The sequence below is a fragment of the Anaerococcus sp. mt242 genome, from assembly GCF_016798225.1.
Taxonomy (GTDB): Bacteria; Bacillota; Clostridia; order Tissierellales; family Peptoniphilaceae; genus Anaerococcus.
In genome coordinates this window covers 37,932-56,206 of sequence record NZ_JAEUYX010000010.1, presented here as the reverse complement: position 1 = coordinate 56,206, position 18,275 = coordinate 37,932, and the positions used below count along the sequence as shown (strand labels likewise).

Annotated in this window: 16 protein-coding genes, 1 tRNA gene and 1 other annotated feature; all 17 genes read left to right on the top strand. The window is 32.1% G+C overall.

Features of this window, described 5'->3' with window-relative positions:
• Nucleotides 1–157: 157 nt before the first annotated feature.
• On the top strand, nt 158–1,318 hold the full coding sequence (locus JNO63_RS05690) for an ABC transporter substrate-binding protein (protein ID WP_203127531.1): 1,161 nt from the start codon (nt 158–160) through the stop codon (nt 1,316–1,318).
• A 13-nt stretch (nt 1,319–1,331) separates the two neighbouring features.
• On the top strand, nt 1,332–2,360 hold the full coding sequence (locus JNO63_RS05685; RefSeq protein WP_203127530.1) for an ABC transporter permease: 1,029 nt from the start codon (nt 1,332–1,334) through the stop codon (nt 2,358–2,360).
• Nucleotides 2,360–3,100 carry an ABC transporter ATP-binding protein gene (locus tag JNO63_RS05680; protein WP_203127529.1) on the top strand — a complete coding sequence of 247 codons (741 nt, stop codon included), beginning with the start codon at nt 2,360–2,362 and terminating at the stop codon, nt 3,098–3,100. Before JNO63_RS05685 ends, JNO63_RS05680 begins: the two co-directional genes overlap by 1 nt.
• A 58-nt stretch (nt 3,101–3,158) precedes the next feature.
• Nucleotides 3,159–3,389 (top strand) — a binding site (T-box leader).
• 74 nt (nt 3,390–3,463) lie between these two features.
• The gene (locus JNO63_RS05675) at nt 3,464–4,705 is read left to right on the top strand and encodes an argininosuccinate synthase (protein ID WP_203127528.1); all 1,242 of its coding nucleotides are present in this window, start codon (nt 3,464–3,466) and stop codon (nt 4,703–4,705) included.
• Nucleotides 4,692–6,077, top strand: a complete 1,386-nt coding sequence (argH, locus tag JNO63_RS05670) for an argininosuccinate lyase (protein ID WP_308669842.1) — start codon at nt 4,692–4,694, stop codon at nt 6,075–6,077. The genes JNO63_RS05675 and argH overlap by 14 nt, the downstream gene beginning before the upstream one ends.
• 12 nt (nt 6,078–6,089) lie before the next feature.
• Entirely contained in the window at nt 6,090–7,565 is a 1,476-nt protein-coding gene (locus JNO63_RS05665; RefSeq protein ID WP_203127527.1) for an ABC transporter substrate-binding protein/permease, read from the top strand.
• Nucleotides 7,558–8,283 (top strand): amino acid ABC transporter ATP-binding protein, encoded by a 726-nt coding sequence (locus tag JNO63_RS05660; protein WP_203127526.1) that lies wholly within the window; start codon nt 7,558–7,560, stop codon nt 8,281–8,283. Before JNO63_RS05665 ends, JNO63_RS05660 begins: the two co-directional genes overlap by 8 nt.
• Nucleotides 8,284–8,340: 57 nt before the next feature.
• Nucleotides 8,341–8,430: transfer RNA gene (locus JNO63_RS05655), tRNA-Leu, on the top strand.
• A gap of 93 nt (nt 8,431–8,523) precedes the next feature.
• Nucleotides 8,524–9,354 (top strand): 4-(cytidine 5'-diphospho)-2-C-methyl-D-erythritol kinase, encoded by an 831-nt coding sequence (gene ispE / locus JNO63_RS05650; RefSeq protein WP_203127525.1) that lies wholly within the window; start codon nt 8,524–8,526, stop codon nt 9,352–9,354.
• Nucleotides 9,351–10,097 carry a glutamate racemase gene (murI, locus tag JNO63_RS05645; RefSeq protein WP_203127524.1) on the top strand — a complete coding sequence of 249 codons (747 nt, stop codon included), beginning with the start codon at nt 9,351–9,353 and terminating at the stop codon, nt 10,095–10,097. Before ispE ends, murI begins: the two co-directional genes overlap by 4 nt.
• 1 nt (nt 10,098) lies before the next feature.
• Complete coding sequence (locus tag JNO63_RS05640) at nt 10,099–11,007, top strand: Ppx/GppA phosphatase family protein (protein ID WP_203127523.1); 909 nt, start codon at nt 10,099–10,101, stop codon at nt 11,005–11,007.
• A gap of 7 nt (nt 11,008–11,014) precedes the next feature.
• Nucleotides 11,015–13,207, top strand: a complete 2,193-nt coding sequence (locus JNO63_RS05635; RefSeq protein WP_203127522.1) for an RNA degradosome polyphosphate kinase — start codon at nt 11,015–11,017, stop codon at nt 13,205–13,207.
• 236 nt (nt 13,208–13,443) lie between these two features.
• Nucleotides 13,444–14,451: a M15 family metallopeptidase gene (locus tag JNO63_RS05630; protein WP_203127521.1), complete on the top strand. Its 1,008-nt coding sequence runs from the start codon at nt 13,444–13,446 to the stop codon at nt 14,449–14,451.
• 80 nt (nt 14,452–14,531) lie between these two features.
• The gene (locus JNO63_RS05625; protein WP_238390484.1) at nt 14,532–14,903 is read left to right on the top strand and encodes a RidA family protein; all 372 of its coding nucleotides are present in this window, start codon (nt 14,532–14,534) and stop codon (nt 14,901–14,903) included.
• Between the two features lie 189 nt (nt 14,904–15,092).
• A complete protein-coding gene (locus JNO63_RS05620) occupies nt 15,093–16,289 on the top strand; it encodes an amidohydrolase (protein WP_203127520.1) in 1,197 nt (398 codons plus the stop codon).
• Between the two features lie 47 nt (nt 16,290–16,336).
• Nucleotides 16,337–16,789, top strand: coding sequence for a redoxin domain-containing protein (locus JNO63_RS05615; protein ID WP_203127519.1), 453 nt, complete (start codon nt 16,337–16,339; stop codon nt 16,787–16,789).
• Between the two features lie 93 nt (nt 16,790–16,882).
• Entirely contained in the window at nt 16,883–18,250 is a 1,368-nt protein-coding gene (locus JNO63_RS05610; protein WP_238390483.1) for an aldehyde dehydrogenase family protein, read from the top strand.
• The last annotated feature ends 25 nt before the right edge of the window (nt 18,251–18,275 follow it).

Genomic DNA, 18,275 nt, shown 5'->3' with positions numbered 1-18,275 from the left:
GTTAGCTTTCTTAATAGGGAAAGTGCGCTCTTTTTTAACTAATCTATAAGTAAAACGCCTTAAAGATTAATTTAATTAAAAAGAGACACTCCTGTAAAGTTTTTTACAGGTTTTTTTGTGCAAAAAAACTGAAAATTTACATAATTAGGAGAAAAAAATGAATAATTTTAAAAAAGTAGCTCTAACATTAGCAATGGCTCTATCTTTTACAGCATGTGTGAATGATAATCAAGAATCAAAAAAAGAAGATACTAAGACAGAAATGCCAGCAGGCGATCCAAAAACTGATACATCTGGAGAAAATGTAAACGAAAAAGATTCAAATACTGTCAAAGAAGAAACAGGTAAAGAAGCAAATGACAGCAAAGATGAAACAAAAGAAACTGAATCAACAGGAAAAATGGAAGATGAACCTCACTACGGTAAACCAATCAAAGTAGCCTATAACGGTGGAGTGTGTACAGGTGCACCAGGAATTGCAAGTGTACGTGGTGAATTTGAAAAAAGAGGACTTGAAGTTGAGTTTATAAATGTAGAAAGTGATGTTGACTCAATTGGTACTCACACAGCAGATGCAACAATTGGTCATATTGCAAAATTCGTTCCTCCAACAGTAAATGGGGTTGATGCAGTTTTTGCATCAGGAGCACACACAGGATGTAAATCACTTTACGTACTTGATAATGGTGAGATTAATGATACTGAAGGTCTAAAAGATAAAACAGTAGGATTCCCAGGATCAATTGGAAGTGCCGATCATAATATTGCAATAAGATTTTTTAACAACGATGGTATCAAACCAGATGAAGTTAAGTACAAACAAGTAGAAAATTCTGCTATAGTTCAATCTATGGAAAATGGTGAGCTAGCAGGTGCTATCCTATCTGATGAATTTGCCAGCAAATTTGTTGAAGATGGTACTATCAAAAGAATTAGATCTTTATCATTTGACGATGATTTTAAAAATGAAGCATGCTGTATAAATGCCCTAAACGGTGATTTTGTAAGAGAAAACCCACTAATGGCAAAGGCATACAATGAAGCAGTACTTTCAACACAAAAATGGATTGAAGATAATGTAGAAGAAGCTGCACAAATCTTATTTGACAATAACTGGGCAACTGGAGACTTTGATACAGTAGTAGAAATGATGGATTCATATAACTGGGCAGTAACACTTGATGATACTGAAAGCACATTAGAAACAGTTATTGAAGATTACAAAAATCTTGGAATAATTGATTCAGATATGACCAAAGAAGACTTTATAAAAACTTACTGGAATAGTCTAGGTTTAAAAGATAGCGATATAAAATAAGAAATTTTAAGTCATGAAAGAAAATCAAAATATAAAGGATGATGCTCATCAAGATGTTCTTGGTGGGCAAAGCCCTATTTCTAAAAAGAATTATAAACTAAGTAATATTTTAAGACTACTGATGCCCATTATAATGGGACTAATTGCAATTTTTGAATATGTCTATATGCCAAATCACAGAGCAACAGCCAAACAAAGCAATTTGTATAATGGATTTTTGTGGATATTAGTTGGTATTTATCTTATATGTCTTTTAATATCAATAAAAAATAAAAAGCTTAGGGACCATTTGATATATAAGGCTCCATTTTATTGTCTGATATTGCTAATTTTAATAGCCCTTGATATATTGACCCTAAAAACAGAAAAGCTTAGACTGCCATATTTCCCATACGTTGATATGATTTTTAATGCAATACTAAAAGATAGTGATTACATAATGCAATCTACTTTTTCATCTCTCAAACTGCTTTTTATAGGATATTTAATAGGGGGTATTTTGGGACTTATAACAGGCATTTTGTGCGGCTATTCTAAAAAAGTTTCATATTGGGTAGAGCCTTTTATGAAAATATTAGGGCCAATTCCTACAACAACATGGCTGCCAGTTGTAATGGTGCTTGCAACAACTCTTTTTAAGGGAGCAGTATTTATAATAGCACTTGGGGTTTGGTTTTCAGTAACTCTTGCAACTATGACGGGTATCCGTAACGTAGATAAATCTTACTATGAAGCTGCAAAAACACTGGGAGCAAGTAACAATCAATTGATAAGAAAAATTGCAATTCCATCAGCATTACCAAATATTTTTCAAGGCCTTACAGCCGGCATGAGTTCAGCATGTACTTCCTTACTTATTGCAGAAATGATGGGAGTAGAGTCAGGTCTTGGTTGGTATATCAATTGGAAAAAATCATGGGCAGAATATGCTAGTATGTATGGGGCAATAATCATAATTTGTTTGACATTTTTATTTGTAAATTGGGTTTTGAGAAGACTTAGAGATCGCGCTCTAATCTGGCAAGAAGGAATGGTTAATTAATGAGTAAACTAGTTTTTGAAAATATTAATAAAGATTTTGTAAGCCCTGATTCTCAAATGATAACCCACGCTCTAAAGAATGTAAGTTTTACAATAAATGATGGAGAATTTGTTTCAATAGTAGGACCATCTGGATGTGGAAAATCTACCATTTTAAGATTAATTGCAGGTTTAATAGAGCCTACAAATGGATCTATAAAATTAAATGATCAAGAGGTTAAAGGCACAGATAGCAATAGGGGCATGGTTTTTCAAAAGCCTACACTTTTTCCTTGGCTAACAGTAAAGGATAATGTAGCTTTTTCTGGAAATTTAAAAAATAATGCAGATTATAAAAAGGTAGATGAGCTTTTGGAAAAAGTTGGTCTAATCGAGTTTAAAAATGCCTATCCTCATCACTTATCCGGAGGTATGGCCCAAAGAGTAGCTTTAATTAGAACAATGATTAATGAGCCAAAAGTTTTCTTATTAGATGAACCACTTGGTGCCCTAGATGCATTTACCAGAATGAATATGCAAGATGAACTTTTAAAACTTTGGGATGAAAATAATACCATGATGATAATGGTAACCCATGATATTGACGAAGCAATCTATATGTCAAATAAGGTTATAGTCATGAAACCACGTCCTGGAGAAATAAAAGAAATTGTAAATATAGACATGGATTATCCAAGAGATAGGACAGATAAGAAATTTACAGAATATAGAAATCATATACTTCATATATTAAATATTTAAAAAATTTGACAAAGTAAATATAATAAGATAAAATGACTTTAATTAGAATATTAGTCTTAAAAATGTGTTGAAGAGAAGAGTATTTATCTAAAAAGCTTAAAGCGAATCCTAGATGGTGAGAGGGGATAAGTGGTTAGGTAAAGAAAAGAACCTCTGAGCTAATAAGTCGATACAAGGAGATTTATTCGGGAACTCCCGTTACAGAGTTAGAGTATAATTTGTACTTGATGAGGTTTATTTTGTGAAAAATAAATAAATATGGGTGGTATCACGAGCTTTCGTCCCTTTTGGGATGGAAGCTTTTTTTATTGCCAAAAAGATACACAAATGACTATATTTTAAAAAATTTTAATGGAGGATATTATGATAAAAAATGAATACCAAGTTTTAAAAGAAGCAAAAAAAGTAATACTAGCTTATTCTGGTGGCCTAGATACATCTGTTATTGTAAACTGGCTAGGAGAACATAGTGTAAGAGAAGTCATTTGTGTATCAGTTGACCTAGGTCAAGTAGAAAATCCAAAAGCCTTAGAAGAAAAGGCTCTTTCATCTGGAGCAAGCAAATTTTATAATGTAAATGTAGAAGACGAATTTATTGAAGACTATGCCTATAAATCACTAAAAGCTAACGCAAAGTATGAAAATAACTATTTATTAGGAACTGCTATAGCTCGACCATTAATTGCAAAAGTTTTAGTAGATATTGCTAAAAAAGAAAATGCAGATGTAATAGTTCATGGTTGTACTGGCAAAGGTAATGATCAAATTCGTTTTGAATTATCAATTATGGCCCTTGCACCAGAAATAAAAGTCATTGCACCATGGAGATTTTGGGATATCAAAGGACGTAGTGAAGAAGAAGCTTACGCAAAAGAGCATGGAATCCCTTTAAAAGTAGAAAAAGATGAAGACTACTCTATGGATGAAAATATATGGCACCTATCTCACGAAGGATTAGACTTAGAAAATCCAGAAAATCCAGCTGATTTAGAAAAAATATTATACTGGGTAACGCCAGCAGAAAAGGCAATTGATAAGGCAGAAACTGTTGAAATAGAATTTGAAAAAGGAAATCCTATTGGACTAAATGGCGAAAAGCTAAAGGGATCTGACCTAGTAAAAAAACTAAATATCATTGCTGGGAAACATGGAATTGGTGTAGATGATATAGTTGAAAGTAGGCTAGTAGGCATGAAATCAAGAGGAGTATATGAAAATCCTGCAGCAAGTGTTTTATACTTCGCTCACGAAAAATTAGAATCAGTTACAATTCATCCTGATACCCTACAATATAAAGAAAAAATGGCACTAGACTATGCAAATTTAGTTTATGCCGGAAAATGGATGACACCCTTAAAAGAAGCCATGGATAGTTTTATCGAAAAAACTCAGGAAAATGTAAGTGGAAAAGTAAAAGTAAAACTTTATAAGGGATCTATGCAACCAGCAGGTATTTTTGCAACAAACTCCCTATATTCTGAAGAGTATGCAACATTTGAAGAAGATGATGTTTATAACCAATCAGATGCAACTGGGTTTATAAATTTATTTGGACTTAGCACAAAAATATACTCAAAAGTAGTAAAAGAAAGTGAAGAAAATTAAAATGAAACTTTGGAGCGGCATGTTATCAGGTGACCTAGATAAATTTGCAGAAGAATTTAATTCATCAATAAAAATTGACCAAAGATTGGTATTTGATGATATAAAAGGATCCATAGCCCATGTAAAGATGCTTAAAAAAACAGGAATCTTAAAAGCTGATGATTCAGATAATATAATAGATGGTTTAAAAACCATTAGTCAAAAACTTGTAGACGGCAAAATAGAAGTAGACTTATCAAGTGAAGATATACACACATTTGTTGAAGGAGCATTAATAGCTGAAATTGGAGAAGTAGGCAAAAAAATGCACACAGCTAGGTCCAGAAACGACCAAGTTACAACAGATTTAAGATTACATTTAAGAGATGAAGTTAAAAATATAAGCTCACTTTTGAAAGAATATTTAAAAGTTTTGTGTGATGTGGCAAGTAATAACACTCAAACAATAATGCCAGGCTACACTCACTTGCAAGCTGCTCAGCCAGTGACTTTCGCTCATCATTTGTTGGCATATGCTATGATGGGTCTTAGGGATCTAGAAAGATTAGAAGACTTAAAAAAAAGAATAAATTCTTCACCGCTGGGAGCCTGTGCTTTGGCTGGGACAACTTATCCAATTGATAGGGAATTTACTGCAAAGGAACTAGGATTTGATACTATTATGCAAAACTCCATGGATACAGTAAGTGATAGAGATTATATATTGGAATTACAATCGACTTTATCAATTATAGCTATACATTTGTCAAGACTTTCTGAAGAATTAATTATTTGGTCATCCCAACCATATCATTTTGTAAGCATAGATGATAAATTTTCTACTGGCTCATCAATTATGCCACAAAAGAAAAATCCTGATATAGCTGAGTTAATTAGAAGTAAGTCAGCAAGACTTATAGGAAATATGAATCAATCATTTACAATGATAAAGTGTTTGCCCCTAGCTTATTCAAAAGATATGCAAGAAGATAAGGAATCCATATTTGATAGTGTAGATACAATAAAAATTTCATTACAAGTTATGGCCGGGCAAATAAAAAGTTTAAAAGTAAATAAAGAAAAAATGCTAAAAGCTTGTAAAAATGGATTTTTAAATGCAACTGATCTTGCAGATTATTTGGTAAATAAGGGTCTAAGTTTTAGAGATGCCCACCATATTTCTGCACGACTTGTAAAATATGGAATAGAAAACAACAAAGCTTTGGATGAAATCGACTTAAACATCTATAAAGATGAATCAGATTTATTTGAAGAAGACATTTACCAAGAAATTGATATAATAAAATGTGTCAATGAGAGAAAATCCCTTGGTGGTCCCGCTGAGAAAGAAGTAGAAAGACAAATTGCCTTTGTCTTAGAAAAGTTAAGTTAGAATGGAGAATAGATGAAAAGTAAAAAGAAAAGCCTGCTAGCAATTATTTTTATTATGGTATTATGTTTACCATTTAAAACATTTGCAGAAGATGAACTTGTAGATGATGGGGTAATTGATTTTGGAACAAGTGCAGATTTCCCACCTTATGAATACTTTGAAAATGATGAAATAGTTGGAATTGATCCTGATATTGTAAGAGCAATTGGAGATTATTTAGGTTATGAAGTTAGACTCCATGATATGGATTTTAATACCATAATTGCAAGTATCCAGTCAGGCAAAATGGATGGTGGTGCAGCTGGATTTACTGTTACAGAAGAACGTAAAAAATCAGTAAATTTCACAGACTCCTTTACAAAAACCAGCCAAATTGTAATTGTTAGAAAAGATTCTGATATTAAAGAAGTTGAAGATTTAAATGATGGTGCAAAAATAGGAACCCAACTTGGAACTATCGGGGATACCATAGCAAAAGATGACTTTGGTGAGGCGAATGTAAATTCATTTAACAAAGTCCCAGATGCAATTCTTTCTTTACAAAATAAAAAAATTGATGCTGTAATCTTAGACAAACATTCTGCAGAAAATTTTGTAAATGCCAATAAAGATCTTACAATCATCGATACACCATATTTAGAAGAAGAATACGCCCTAGCAATCAGTAAGGATAATCCAGAACTGCTTGAAAAAATGAATGAAGCTATTGCAGCTTTAAAAGAATCTGGCGAAATTGATAAAATTATGGAAAAATACCAAAAATCAGAAGTTGGAGAAAGCAGCTCAGGGATTTTTGGCAGATTCAAATCAAATATAATTGATAATGGGGCCTACAAATATCTATTAGATGGGCTAAAAACTACAATAATTGTTACAATTTGTGCACTTATTATTTCATTTGCTCTAGGACTTTTAATAGCTTTACTAAGAGCAGCAAGCATAGATATGGCTGGAGAAAGTGTTGGACTTGGTGGATTTTTAATAAAATTGTTAGATAAAATTTTTACAGTTTTTGTATCTATTATCCGTGGGACACCTTCTACTATCCAGCTTTTGATAATGTTTAATGTAATTTTAGTAAATCTGGATAGCCTATTGTGGGTAGCAATTATTTCATTTGGTCTAAACTCATCTGCATATATGGCAGAGTTATTTAGGGGTGGAATAAATTCTGTTGCAAAAGGAGAAAAAGAAGCAGCACGAAGCCTTGGATTAAGCAACTTCCAAACTATGAAAAAAGTTGTAATGCCACAAGCCCTTAAAAATTCATTGCCAGCCTTAGGAAATGAAGTTATAACATTATTTAAAGAAACATCAATTGCTGGATTTATAGGACTTGCTGACCTAACTCGTGGAGCTTCAATAGTAATCAGCCAAACATTTGATGCAGCAACAGCTTATTTTTCAGCAGCTATAATATATTTATTAATAGTTTTACTAATAGAAAAAATATTTAAGAAGATAGAAAGGTTGTACCTATATGCTTAAAGTAAATAATTTGGAAAAATCATTTGGTCCTTTAAAAGTCTTGGATAAGGTAAGCCTTGAAGTTGAAAAAAATGATGTAATTTCAATCATTGGCCCATCAGGATCAGGCAAATCTACATTTTTAAGATGTCTAAACCTTTTAGAAAAACCAAATGCTGGAGAAATATTTTTTGAAGAGAATAAGATAAATGATACAAATGTTGACATAAATAAATTAAGAGAAGAAATGGGCATGGTTTTTCAAAACTTTAACCTATTTTCAAATATGCCTATCATAGAAAATCTAACCCTTGCTCCAGTTATGAGAGGGAAAATGACAAAAAAAGAAGCAAATGAAAAGGCAATGAGACTACTGGAAAGGATAGGACTAAGCCAAAAGAAAAATGTATATCCAGTAAGTCTTTCCGGTGGACAAAAACAAAGGGTAGCTATTGCAAGAGCTCTTATGATGAATCCAAAACTAATGCTTTTTGATGAGCCAACAAGTGCCCTTGATCCAGAAATGGTTGGTGGAGTTCTTGAAATGATGCAAGAGCTTGCAAATGATGGGATGACAATGGTGGTAGTTACTCACGAAATGGGATTTGCTCGTGAAGTATCAAACAGAGTAGTTTTTATGGATAGGGGTCATATAGTTGAAGAAAGTGATGATCCTTATGATTTTTTTGCAAATCCAAAAAACGAAAGAAGCAAGCAATTCTTATCACAAGTCATTTAAGAGGCAACTCTTATTTGACTTTTTTTATTTTTAGGTGTATCATAATTTAGTATTTACGCAGGATTGGCGGAATTGGCAGACGCGCAAGACTAAGGATCTTGTGACCGATTTTAGGTCGTGGAAGTTCAAGTCTTCTATCCTGCACCAAATAAATATTTTTGAGATTTAATATGTTTATAAACATATTATTTTTTTTGCTTAAAATTGATAATTTTTGTTATAATTGTAGCTGAGGTTAAAATGAATAGAAAATGTTTTGCAAAAATAAATTTAACTTTGGATAGCTTATACAAACGTGATGATGGATATCATGAGATTGATACTATTATGGCTCGCATAAGCTTATTTGACGAGCTCGAAATAATTCCAAATGATAAGGGAGTTTTTAACTACTCATCAAATCTTGAAACAATATGCCCGGTTGAGGACAATTTGATATATAAGGCTTGGGAAATTTTAAAAGAAAAAACTGAAAATCCAGGTGTGGATGTTTATCTAAAGAAAAATATTCCTATAGCAGCAGGTCTTGCTGGGGGATCAACTGATGCAGCTGAGATGATAAAAGGCTTAAATGAGCTTTGGAATCTAAATCTATCAAAAAATGAAATGATGGAAATAGGAAAAAAACTTGGAGCAGATATTCCGTTTTTCTTTGAAAATTTGCCGTCTAGAGCAAAAGGTATTGGAGAAATACTATTCCCATTTGAAAATAATCTTGATATGAAAATACTATTGGTAAATGATGGCACTAAAATATCATCAGCTGAAGTTTATAAAAAACTTGCAGATTTTGGTCATGTAGAAAATGACTCAATTGTTGAAAAGCTAAAAAATGGTGACCACTCAGCTATTTTTTATTTTGAAAATGTGATGGAAGATGTGGTTGCTGATATGTACCCTCATTTACTAGACCTTAAGTACGAATTTCTGGATTATGGGGCAGAAGTTACACTAATTAGTGGTAGTGGAGCATCTATTTTTGGCATATTTATGGATGATGAGTCCCTTGACATTGCTTATGAGAAAATGAACGAAAAGTACGAATTTGTAAAAAAGGTGGAATTGGTATGACAAATATTGGTGTATTTGATTCTGGTCTTGGTGGTCTAACAGTTTTAAAAGAATTAATTAAGGAAAAAAATGCGAACTACTATTACTTAGGTGATAGTAAAAGAGCTCCATATGGCAGCCGCTCCAAAGACGAAATTCTTAAATTTACCGATGAGATAGTCGAATTTTTAGAAAAGTATGACATAGACCAATACATCATAGCATGTAATACAATTTCAACTATAGCCACAGAATACTTGGAAGAAAAATATCAAAAAAAGTTTTATCCTATTACAAAAGCAGGTCTTGAAAATGCTAGTCAGTATGAGGGAGATTTTTTAGTGCTTGCAACTAAAGCTACTGTTGATAGCCATATATATAAAAATGGACTTGAAAATGAAGAAATTGAGGTCTATGAAGTTGCAGCACCAAATCTAGTAAAACTTATAGAAGATGGCAAAATTTGTGGTGATGAACTTGATGAAAATTTGCTCAATTATCTAGAAATTGCAAATAAAAATCAAATTCCTAATATAATTTTAGCTTGCACCCATTATCCAATTATAAAAAAAGCTATTGAAAAAAACTTGACTTATGAGGCAAATATTATAAATCCAGCTGAAAATATTGCTAGTAAGATTAATTTTAAGGAAAATAATAAGGGGTCTATAAATATTTTTATGACCCAAGTAAATGAAAAGAATAAGATGATTGTAGATCATATTCTAGATTGTGATTACAACTTAGAACTAAAGGAGATTTAAGATGATTTATGCAGTAATAGATATCGGTTCAAATACCGTTAGGCTTTCTGTTTACAAAGTATCTGGCGATAAGGTAACTAATTTATTTAATGAAAAAGAACAGGCATCTCTAAAAACTTTTGTATCTGATGGAGTATTATCAGAAAAAGGAATCCAAAGACTTATTGAAACATTAAAAGTGTTTAAGGGTGTAGTTGATAATTTTGGAGATATAGATGAGCTTCATCCATTTGCAACTGCTACAATCCGTGATGCAGCAAATAGAGCGGAAATCCTAGAGAGGGTAAAAGAAGAACTTGATTTAGATATTGAAATTATAAGCGGGGAAGAAGAAGCAAAACTTGCCTTTATCGGTGCAAGTTCTTCAGTAGAAGTCTCTCGTGGTGTGCTAACAGATATCGGTGGTGGATCATCTGAAGTTGTAATTATTGATCAAAATAAAGTTATAAAATCAACATCTCTTTCTATCGGTTCACTTTCTGCCTTTAATGATTATGTAAGTTCATTATTTGTAAGTAAAGATGAGAAAAAAGATATAGATACAGAAGTAAAAGCCTTACTTGAGTCAAACAAAATGTATAGAGAAGATCATGATTTGCTTTGTGCAGTTGGTGGTACAGCCCGTGCCACTTTAAAATACTATAATGATTACTATAACGAAGCTAATTATAACACTGTAATGGTAGCAAGTAAGCTTAACGATATGGTAAAAGAAGTTATAGGTAGACAACCAAGAGATATTCTAGATTCCATCCTAGCAGTAAAACCAGATAGAGTACATACTCTACTTCCGGGTATGATAATATTAAACCGTTTGGCAAAATATTTTTATTGTGAAAAAATTAGTATTAGTCAAACTGGGGTAAGAGAAGGGTATGTATATAATAAATTACTAGGAAGGAATAAATAATAATCATATGGCAGATATATCTTTTACGCAAAATAGAGAACTTTCATGGCTAAAATTTGACCAAAGAGTCTTAGAAGAAGCAAATGACAGAGATGTACCAGTTTTAGAAAGATTAAGGTTTTTCTCGATATTTGATACCAATCTTGAAGAGTTTTTCATGGTAAGGGTTGGAAGTCTTACTGATTTTAAAAATCTAAAGAAAAAACCGATTGATAGCAAGTCCGGTATGACCAGTGATGAACAACTTGATGCAATTTTGTCTGAATGTGTCGACTTATATAAGCAAAAAGACCAAGTTTATGCTCAAATAGTAGATGAGCTTAAAGTAAATGGTATAAATTTACTCAAAGTTTCTGAACTTAATGAAAAAGATAAAAAATCTGTAGAATATTACTTTAATACAAAAATTGAACCAATTTTAAATTTCCAGGTAGTAGATAGGGTTCATCCATTCCCAAGGCTACCTAACTTAGCTCTTTGTTTAGTTTTCTCACTTGTAGCTGATAATGATGATGAAAGCAAAAGTGTAGGTCTTATCCAAGTTCCAGACAAAATCAAAAGATACTTAAAAATCAATGATACCACCTTTGTTTTTATCGAAGATATAATTAAAGAATTTGGTTACCAAGTTTTTGAAGGATATGAAGTAGAAAACAAATCTACTATTTCTCTAACAAGAAATACTGACATTTCCTATGATGATGATGACTATGATATCGATCAAGACTTTAGAGACTATATGAAGGGCAAGCTTAAAAAAAGAAAAAGATTACACCCAGTAAGACTTGAAATTGATAATGAGCTCTCTGAACAGGCTCTAGATTTTTTAAAAAGTCAGTTTGACCTAGATAGGAAAAACATTTTTGTAACTAAGTCATTGATGCAAGCGGGATTTTTATTTGGTCTTGTAGAAGATTTACCAGAAAATCTTATTGCTAAACATACTTATGATCCATTTAGTCCACAAGCATCAGCTATGGTTGATCCAAACAGTCCAATGATGGAGCAGATTAATGAAAAAGATATATTTTTATCTTTTCCATATGAATCAATGGATCCAGTTATCAGACTTTTAGAAGAGGCAGCTGATGATGAGAGTGTAGTTTCAATAAAAATCACCCTTTATAGGATTGCCCATGACAGTAAGATTGCAAAGGCTTTAATAAAGGCTAGTGAAAATGGCAAAGATGTTATTGTTTTAATGGAACTTCGTGCGAGATTTGATGAAGATAATAATATCTTATGGTCATCAAAATTAGAAGATGCGGGTTGTAAAATCCTTTATGGTTTTGATAATTACAAGACCCACTCCAAAATTTGTCTGATAACAAAAGTAGATCAAAATGATAATATCCAATACATCACCCAAGTAGCAACAGGTAATTACAACGAAAAAACTGCAAAACTTTATACAGACTTTTCGCTAATGACATCAAGTGGAGCAATAGGACTTGATGCCAAAGACTTATTTGATAATGTAATGCTTGGAAACCTTGAAGGCGAATACAAAAATCTAATGGTAAGTCCAAAATCAATGCAAGATGGTCTTGATAAACTAATAGATGATCAAATTCAAATTCAAAAACAAGGTGGTCAAGGATATATTAGAGTAAAACTTAATTCTATTTCTGATAGGATACTTATTGACAAACTTTCCGAAGCTTCGAATGAAGGTGTAAAAATTGTAATGCTCGTTAGAGGTATTTGCTGTATCTTACCTGGTGTGAAAAATCGTACAGAAAATATTGAAATTTACTCAATTGTAGGAAGATTTTTAGAACACCACAGAGTTTATCAATTTGGCCAGGGCGAAAATGCAAAAGTATATATTTCATCTGCTGACTTTATGACAAGAAATATAAGACACAGGATGGAAGTTGCAGTACCAATATTTGATGATGATATCAAAAAACGCATCCTAGACTTTATGGACCTAATGCTATCTGACGATGTAAAAATAAGAAAACTATTATCAAATGGAGAATACACAAAAGTTCAAAAAGTTAATAATATAGATGCCCAAGCAGTCCTAGTAAATAATGCTAAAAAACGTAGCATTAATGCAGAAGAAAAAAGAGCGGTTGAAAAAGTAGCTCAAAAAAACAAAAGACAACATGAAAATCAAATTTCTGAGCAAAGAAAAAATCTTAAAAAAGAGAAAAGTTACTTCCGCAGAATCCTTGATATTTTCAGAAAGTAATAAATATTAATTAAATTTTACAAAAATCGGCTAAAATAGCCGATTTTTTTTATATTTTATGCAAATAAAGTACTTTTGCCCCTATTAATTTTCTAACAATCATGCTATAATGTTAATAAATAGTAATAAATCAATTTCGTATAAAATTGAGATATATTTTATAAAATTGATATCCCGCAGTCTACACTAAAAACAATCATAACTATAATATTGAAATAAATGAATAGGAATTAATTATGTCTAATAAAGGTATCAGAGAAAAAAAGAGAAATCAGGCAAAGAAAAGAAAAGCAAGAAACAAAAAGATTTTTACTAGCGGAATATTAGGACTAGCAGTCGTAGCTTCTATTTATCAATTTGGTTTTAATGGCAATAATGATAATGAATTTGAAATCGCAAGACCAAATGAAATCAGACAAGCAGCAGGAAATTTTAGTGAACTTGAAGAAGAAACAGAAAAAGAAACAAGTAACAAAATTCATGTAGCAACTGATGTTGGTTTCAAAGATGCAGATGTTGATGAAAGTCATGCCCTAAAAGATGATAAATATAGCGATACTCTACAAGAATATGTTCTTTGTGTGCAAACACAATATGCATACCAATTTCCAAATGATTATTCAAAAACTGAAAAGTTCATTAAAGAAGGATCATATGTGCCTTATTTTGGTACAGAAAATGGTTTTTCTAAGGTAAAAATCGACGATACCTATTATTATGTAAATAAATATGGCCTATCAAAGCTAGATAGCGATAAGCAAATCAAGGTTGTAAATGGACTTACTTTTGTAAATGAGGATCATCCCTTACCAGAAGACTTTGACCCAGGTGTTGACAAAACAGCAAGACGTGCTTTCGAGACCATGCGTCAAGATATGGCACGCGAAAATCTAGATGTAAAAATTGCATCTGATTATAGGGATTATGATTTAGAGAAAAAAATGTTTGAAGTTTCTGAGCCTGATAGCTCAGCTCCAGGCACAAATGAACACCAACTAGGATCTGCCTTTGACTTTTTTACAGAAGGAAGCAAATACAATGATAAGTTTGAAAAAACTGCAAGCTACGATTGGCTAGCAGAAAATGCTTACAAATATGGTTTTATCGAAAGATATCCAAAGGGGAAGGAAAACAAAACTAACCATAAGGCTGAACCTTGGCACTTTAGATTTGTAGGTGTTGAAAATGCTAAGAACATCTATGAAAATGATTTGACTCTTGAAGAGTATTTAAAAATAAATTAAAAAAAACCTTGAATTTTTAGCTAAATTGTTATATAAATGTAGTATGAAAACATTTTAAATATTAAATTTAAGGAGACATTATGAAATCATTTCACACAGACAAAGCACCAGCAGCAGTAGGACCATATGTACAAGCAATTGGTACAGAACAATTTGTATTTACATCAGGTCAAATTCCACTAAATCCAGAAACTGGAGAATTAGTAACAGAAATCTCAGCTGCAGCTAGACAAGTATTAAATAACATCCAAGCTATCTTAGAAGAATCAGGTTCATCAATTGATAAAGTTATCAAATGTACAGTTTTCTTGGCTGATATCAATGACTTTGCAGCAGTTAATGAAGTTTACAAAGAATTCTTTGATGAACACAAACCGGCAAGATCAGCTATCCAAGTAGCAGCTCTACCATTAGGAGCAGCAATAGAAATCGAAGCTATTGCTTCATTATAAGAAAAACAAACGACAATGAATTTGCATTGTCGTTTTTTAATTGGAAATTTTGACTCATACTTATCGATATTATTCCTAAAAAAAGGTAGAGTAAAAACATAAGAGCTTAATAAAAATTATTTAATAATAATAAATATAAAAATTAATTTTAGATAGGTCTTTTGCCTATCTTTTTATTTAGGAGAAAAAATGAGTATTTCAAATGAAGAAATTTTACAAAGTGTAGAAAGTTTAGAGGACTATCTAATATCTACACGCAGATACTTGCATGAAAATCCAGAACTATCTGGTATGGAAATAGAAACTAGTAAGTTTTTAAAAAAAGAAGCAAAAAAATTAAATCTAGCAATTACTGAGGTTAAGTGTACTGGTTTTTATGCAACCCTTGATACTGGAAAACCTGGCAAGACTGTGGGCCTTAGAACAGATATAGATGCATTGCCAATATTAGAAAAAGATTCAAATCAAAAATCAATGAGACTTTGTAAATCAAAAGTCGATGGCATCTTTCATGCTTGCGGTCATGACGGTCATATGGCAACTCTTCTGGGAGCGATGAAAGTTCTAGTAGAAAATAAAGACAAACTAAGGGGAAGAGTTATTTTTATTTTTGAAGAGGGCGAAGAAACTGGCTCTGGAATTTTTAATATGATAGATGCTTTAAAAAAAGAAAATATAGATGCAATTTATGGAGAGCACTTAGCAGCATTTTTAGAAACAGGGAAAATTGGAGTTGATGCAGGTCCTGTGATGGCGGGAAATGCAATTGTTGACTTTACAGTCCGCGGTAAAGGTGGCCATGGATCTCGCCCTGATTTATCAATTAGCCCTATATTTGCAGCTACAAATATTATAAATGGCCTAGCAAGTGCATGGATAAATCGAATTGATGTTTCTAAAACTGTTACATTAGGTCTAGGACTTATAAATGGTGGTGCAATTGCAAATGTAATTCCTGATGATGTCAGAGTTGCTGGGACTTTGCGTTATTTTGATACGGAAGAAGGAAAGAAGGCTTTAGAACTTGTGAAAAAAGTAGGAAATCTTACCGCCCAAGCCCACGAGTGTGAATTTATAATCAATGAAATGTATCACATGAATGATCCGGTTATAAACAATGAGCAATTAGCAAATCTCGCCCAAAAATCAATTGATGATATAATGCCAGGCAGTATATATAAAAATCTGACTTGGTTTGCATCAGAAACCTTTACTGAGTATAGAGCAGTAAGCGATATTGTCTTTGCTCTAGTAGGTACGAAAAATGAAGAATTAGGATCAGGAGCAGAACACCATAACGAATACTTTGATATAGATGAAAAATCTATCATAATAGGTACAACAGCTATGGTCAAATTTGTCAATGATTTTTTAAATCAAAATTAATTGGGTATATATTTAATATCGAGTTAAGAAGATAAAAGGAGTAAATTATGACTATTAAAGTTAATGAAAAAGCACCAGAATTTTCACTAAAAGATCAAAATAAAAATGACATAAATTTATCTGACCTTAAAGGTAAAAAAGTAATACTTTCTTGGCACCCACTTGCATTTACATCAGTATGTACTGATCAAATGAGAAGTCTAGAAAGAAATTACGATAGAATCCAAGAAAAAGGCGATACTGTAGTAATAGGTCTTTCAGTTGACCCATTCCCAGCTAAACAAAAATGGGCAGACATTCTTTGTATAGAAGATGTAAAAATAGCTTCAGACTTTTTCCCATACGCAGAAGTAACAAAGGCTTATGGACTATTCAATGAAGAAAATGGGGCTAGCCAAAGAGCAAATGTAATTATCGATCAAGAAGGTAATGTAAAATGGGTAAAAGTTTACGAACCATCAGAATTGCCAGATATCGAAGAAGTAATTGAAAATCTTTAATAAGAAAAGGGCTTCCAAATTTTGGAAGCTTTATTTTTTTTTGCTAAATAAGGGTAAAAATAAGACAAGTTAAGAGAAATTAAGGAGTAAATAATGAATTTAGGACAAATAGTAGATCTCCAAAGAGAATATTTTTACTCAGGAGAAACAAAGACCTTAGACTTTAGATTAAGAAATCTACAAAAGTTAAGAGATTTGCTAATCACATTTGAAGATAATATTTTAATGGCTCTTTCAAAAGACTTGGGTAAGTCAAACTTTGAAGCCTATGCTTCAGAACTTACTATGGCCTATGAGGAAATAAAGCTGGCCACAGAAAATCTTTCCGAATGGATGGAACCAATAGCAGAAAAAACTCCGCTAATGGCCATGCCTGCAAAATCATACACACTTTTTGAGCCAATGGGAGTAACACTTATTATTTCCCCTTGGAATTATCCATTTTTACTAGCAATCGACCCATTGATTGGTGCAATGGCTGCTGGAAATACAATAATTTTAAAAACTAGTAGAAAATCAAAGCACACATCAAGTCTAATCAAAGAAATTATAAATGCAAATTTTGATCCGAAATATATCCATGTAGTGGATAATGAGCAAGTAAGCCATGACGAATTATTATCATATAATTATGATCATATCTTCTACACAGGTGGGGCAGAAGTTGGCAAAAAAATTATGCAAGCTGCCAGCAAAAATTTATCAAAAGTTACCCTAGAGCTAGGAGGAAAATCTCCTGCAATTGTTGAAGGGGATGCAAATATAGGACTTGCTGCAAGATCTATTGCCTGGGGAAACACAGTAAATGCTGGTCAAACTTGTGTGTCACCAGACTATATTTTAGTCCATGTATCTATAAAAGATAGATTTGTGAGAGAACTTGAAAATGCGCTCTTAGAATTTTATGGACCAGATCCAATAAATTGTAGAGACTATGCCAATATAATTAATAAGGAACATTTGGAAAAACTTGTAGGACTTCTTAGAGGTCAAAATATAATATACGGTGGAGAGTTTGATAGCAATAATTTAAAACTTGCTCCAACAATTGTGGATGGAGTAGATTTTGAAAACAAATTAATGGATGAAGAAATATTTGGCCCAATTTTTCCAATAATTACTTATACAAATCTAAATGAAGTATTATATAAGGTAAAAACTTTACCAAAACCATTAGCCTTATATTTATTTACAGAAAGTGGGCGTACTAAAGAAAAAGTTATGTACAATATGGAATTTGGAAATGGAATGGTAAATGATACTTTAATGATGGTATCAAATCCCTATCTTCAATTTGGCGGGGTAGGATATAGTGGCCAAGGTGGATATCATGGATACTATGGTTTTAAGAATTTTTCAAATCAAAAATCAATTATGGAAGCAAATTCGAATTTTGAAATGAAAATGAAATACCCTCCATATGATGGTGGAGCTTTAAATATACTTAGAAAAATAAAATAGCAAATAAAAAAAGGAGCCATAATTG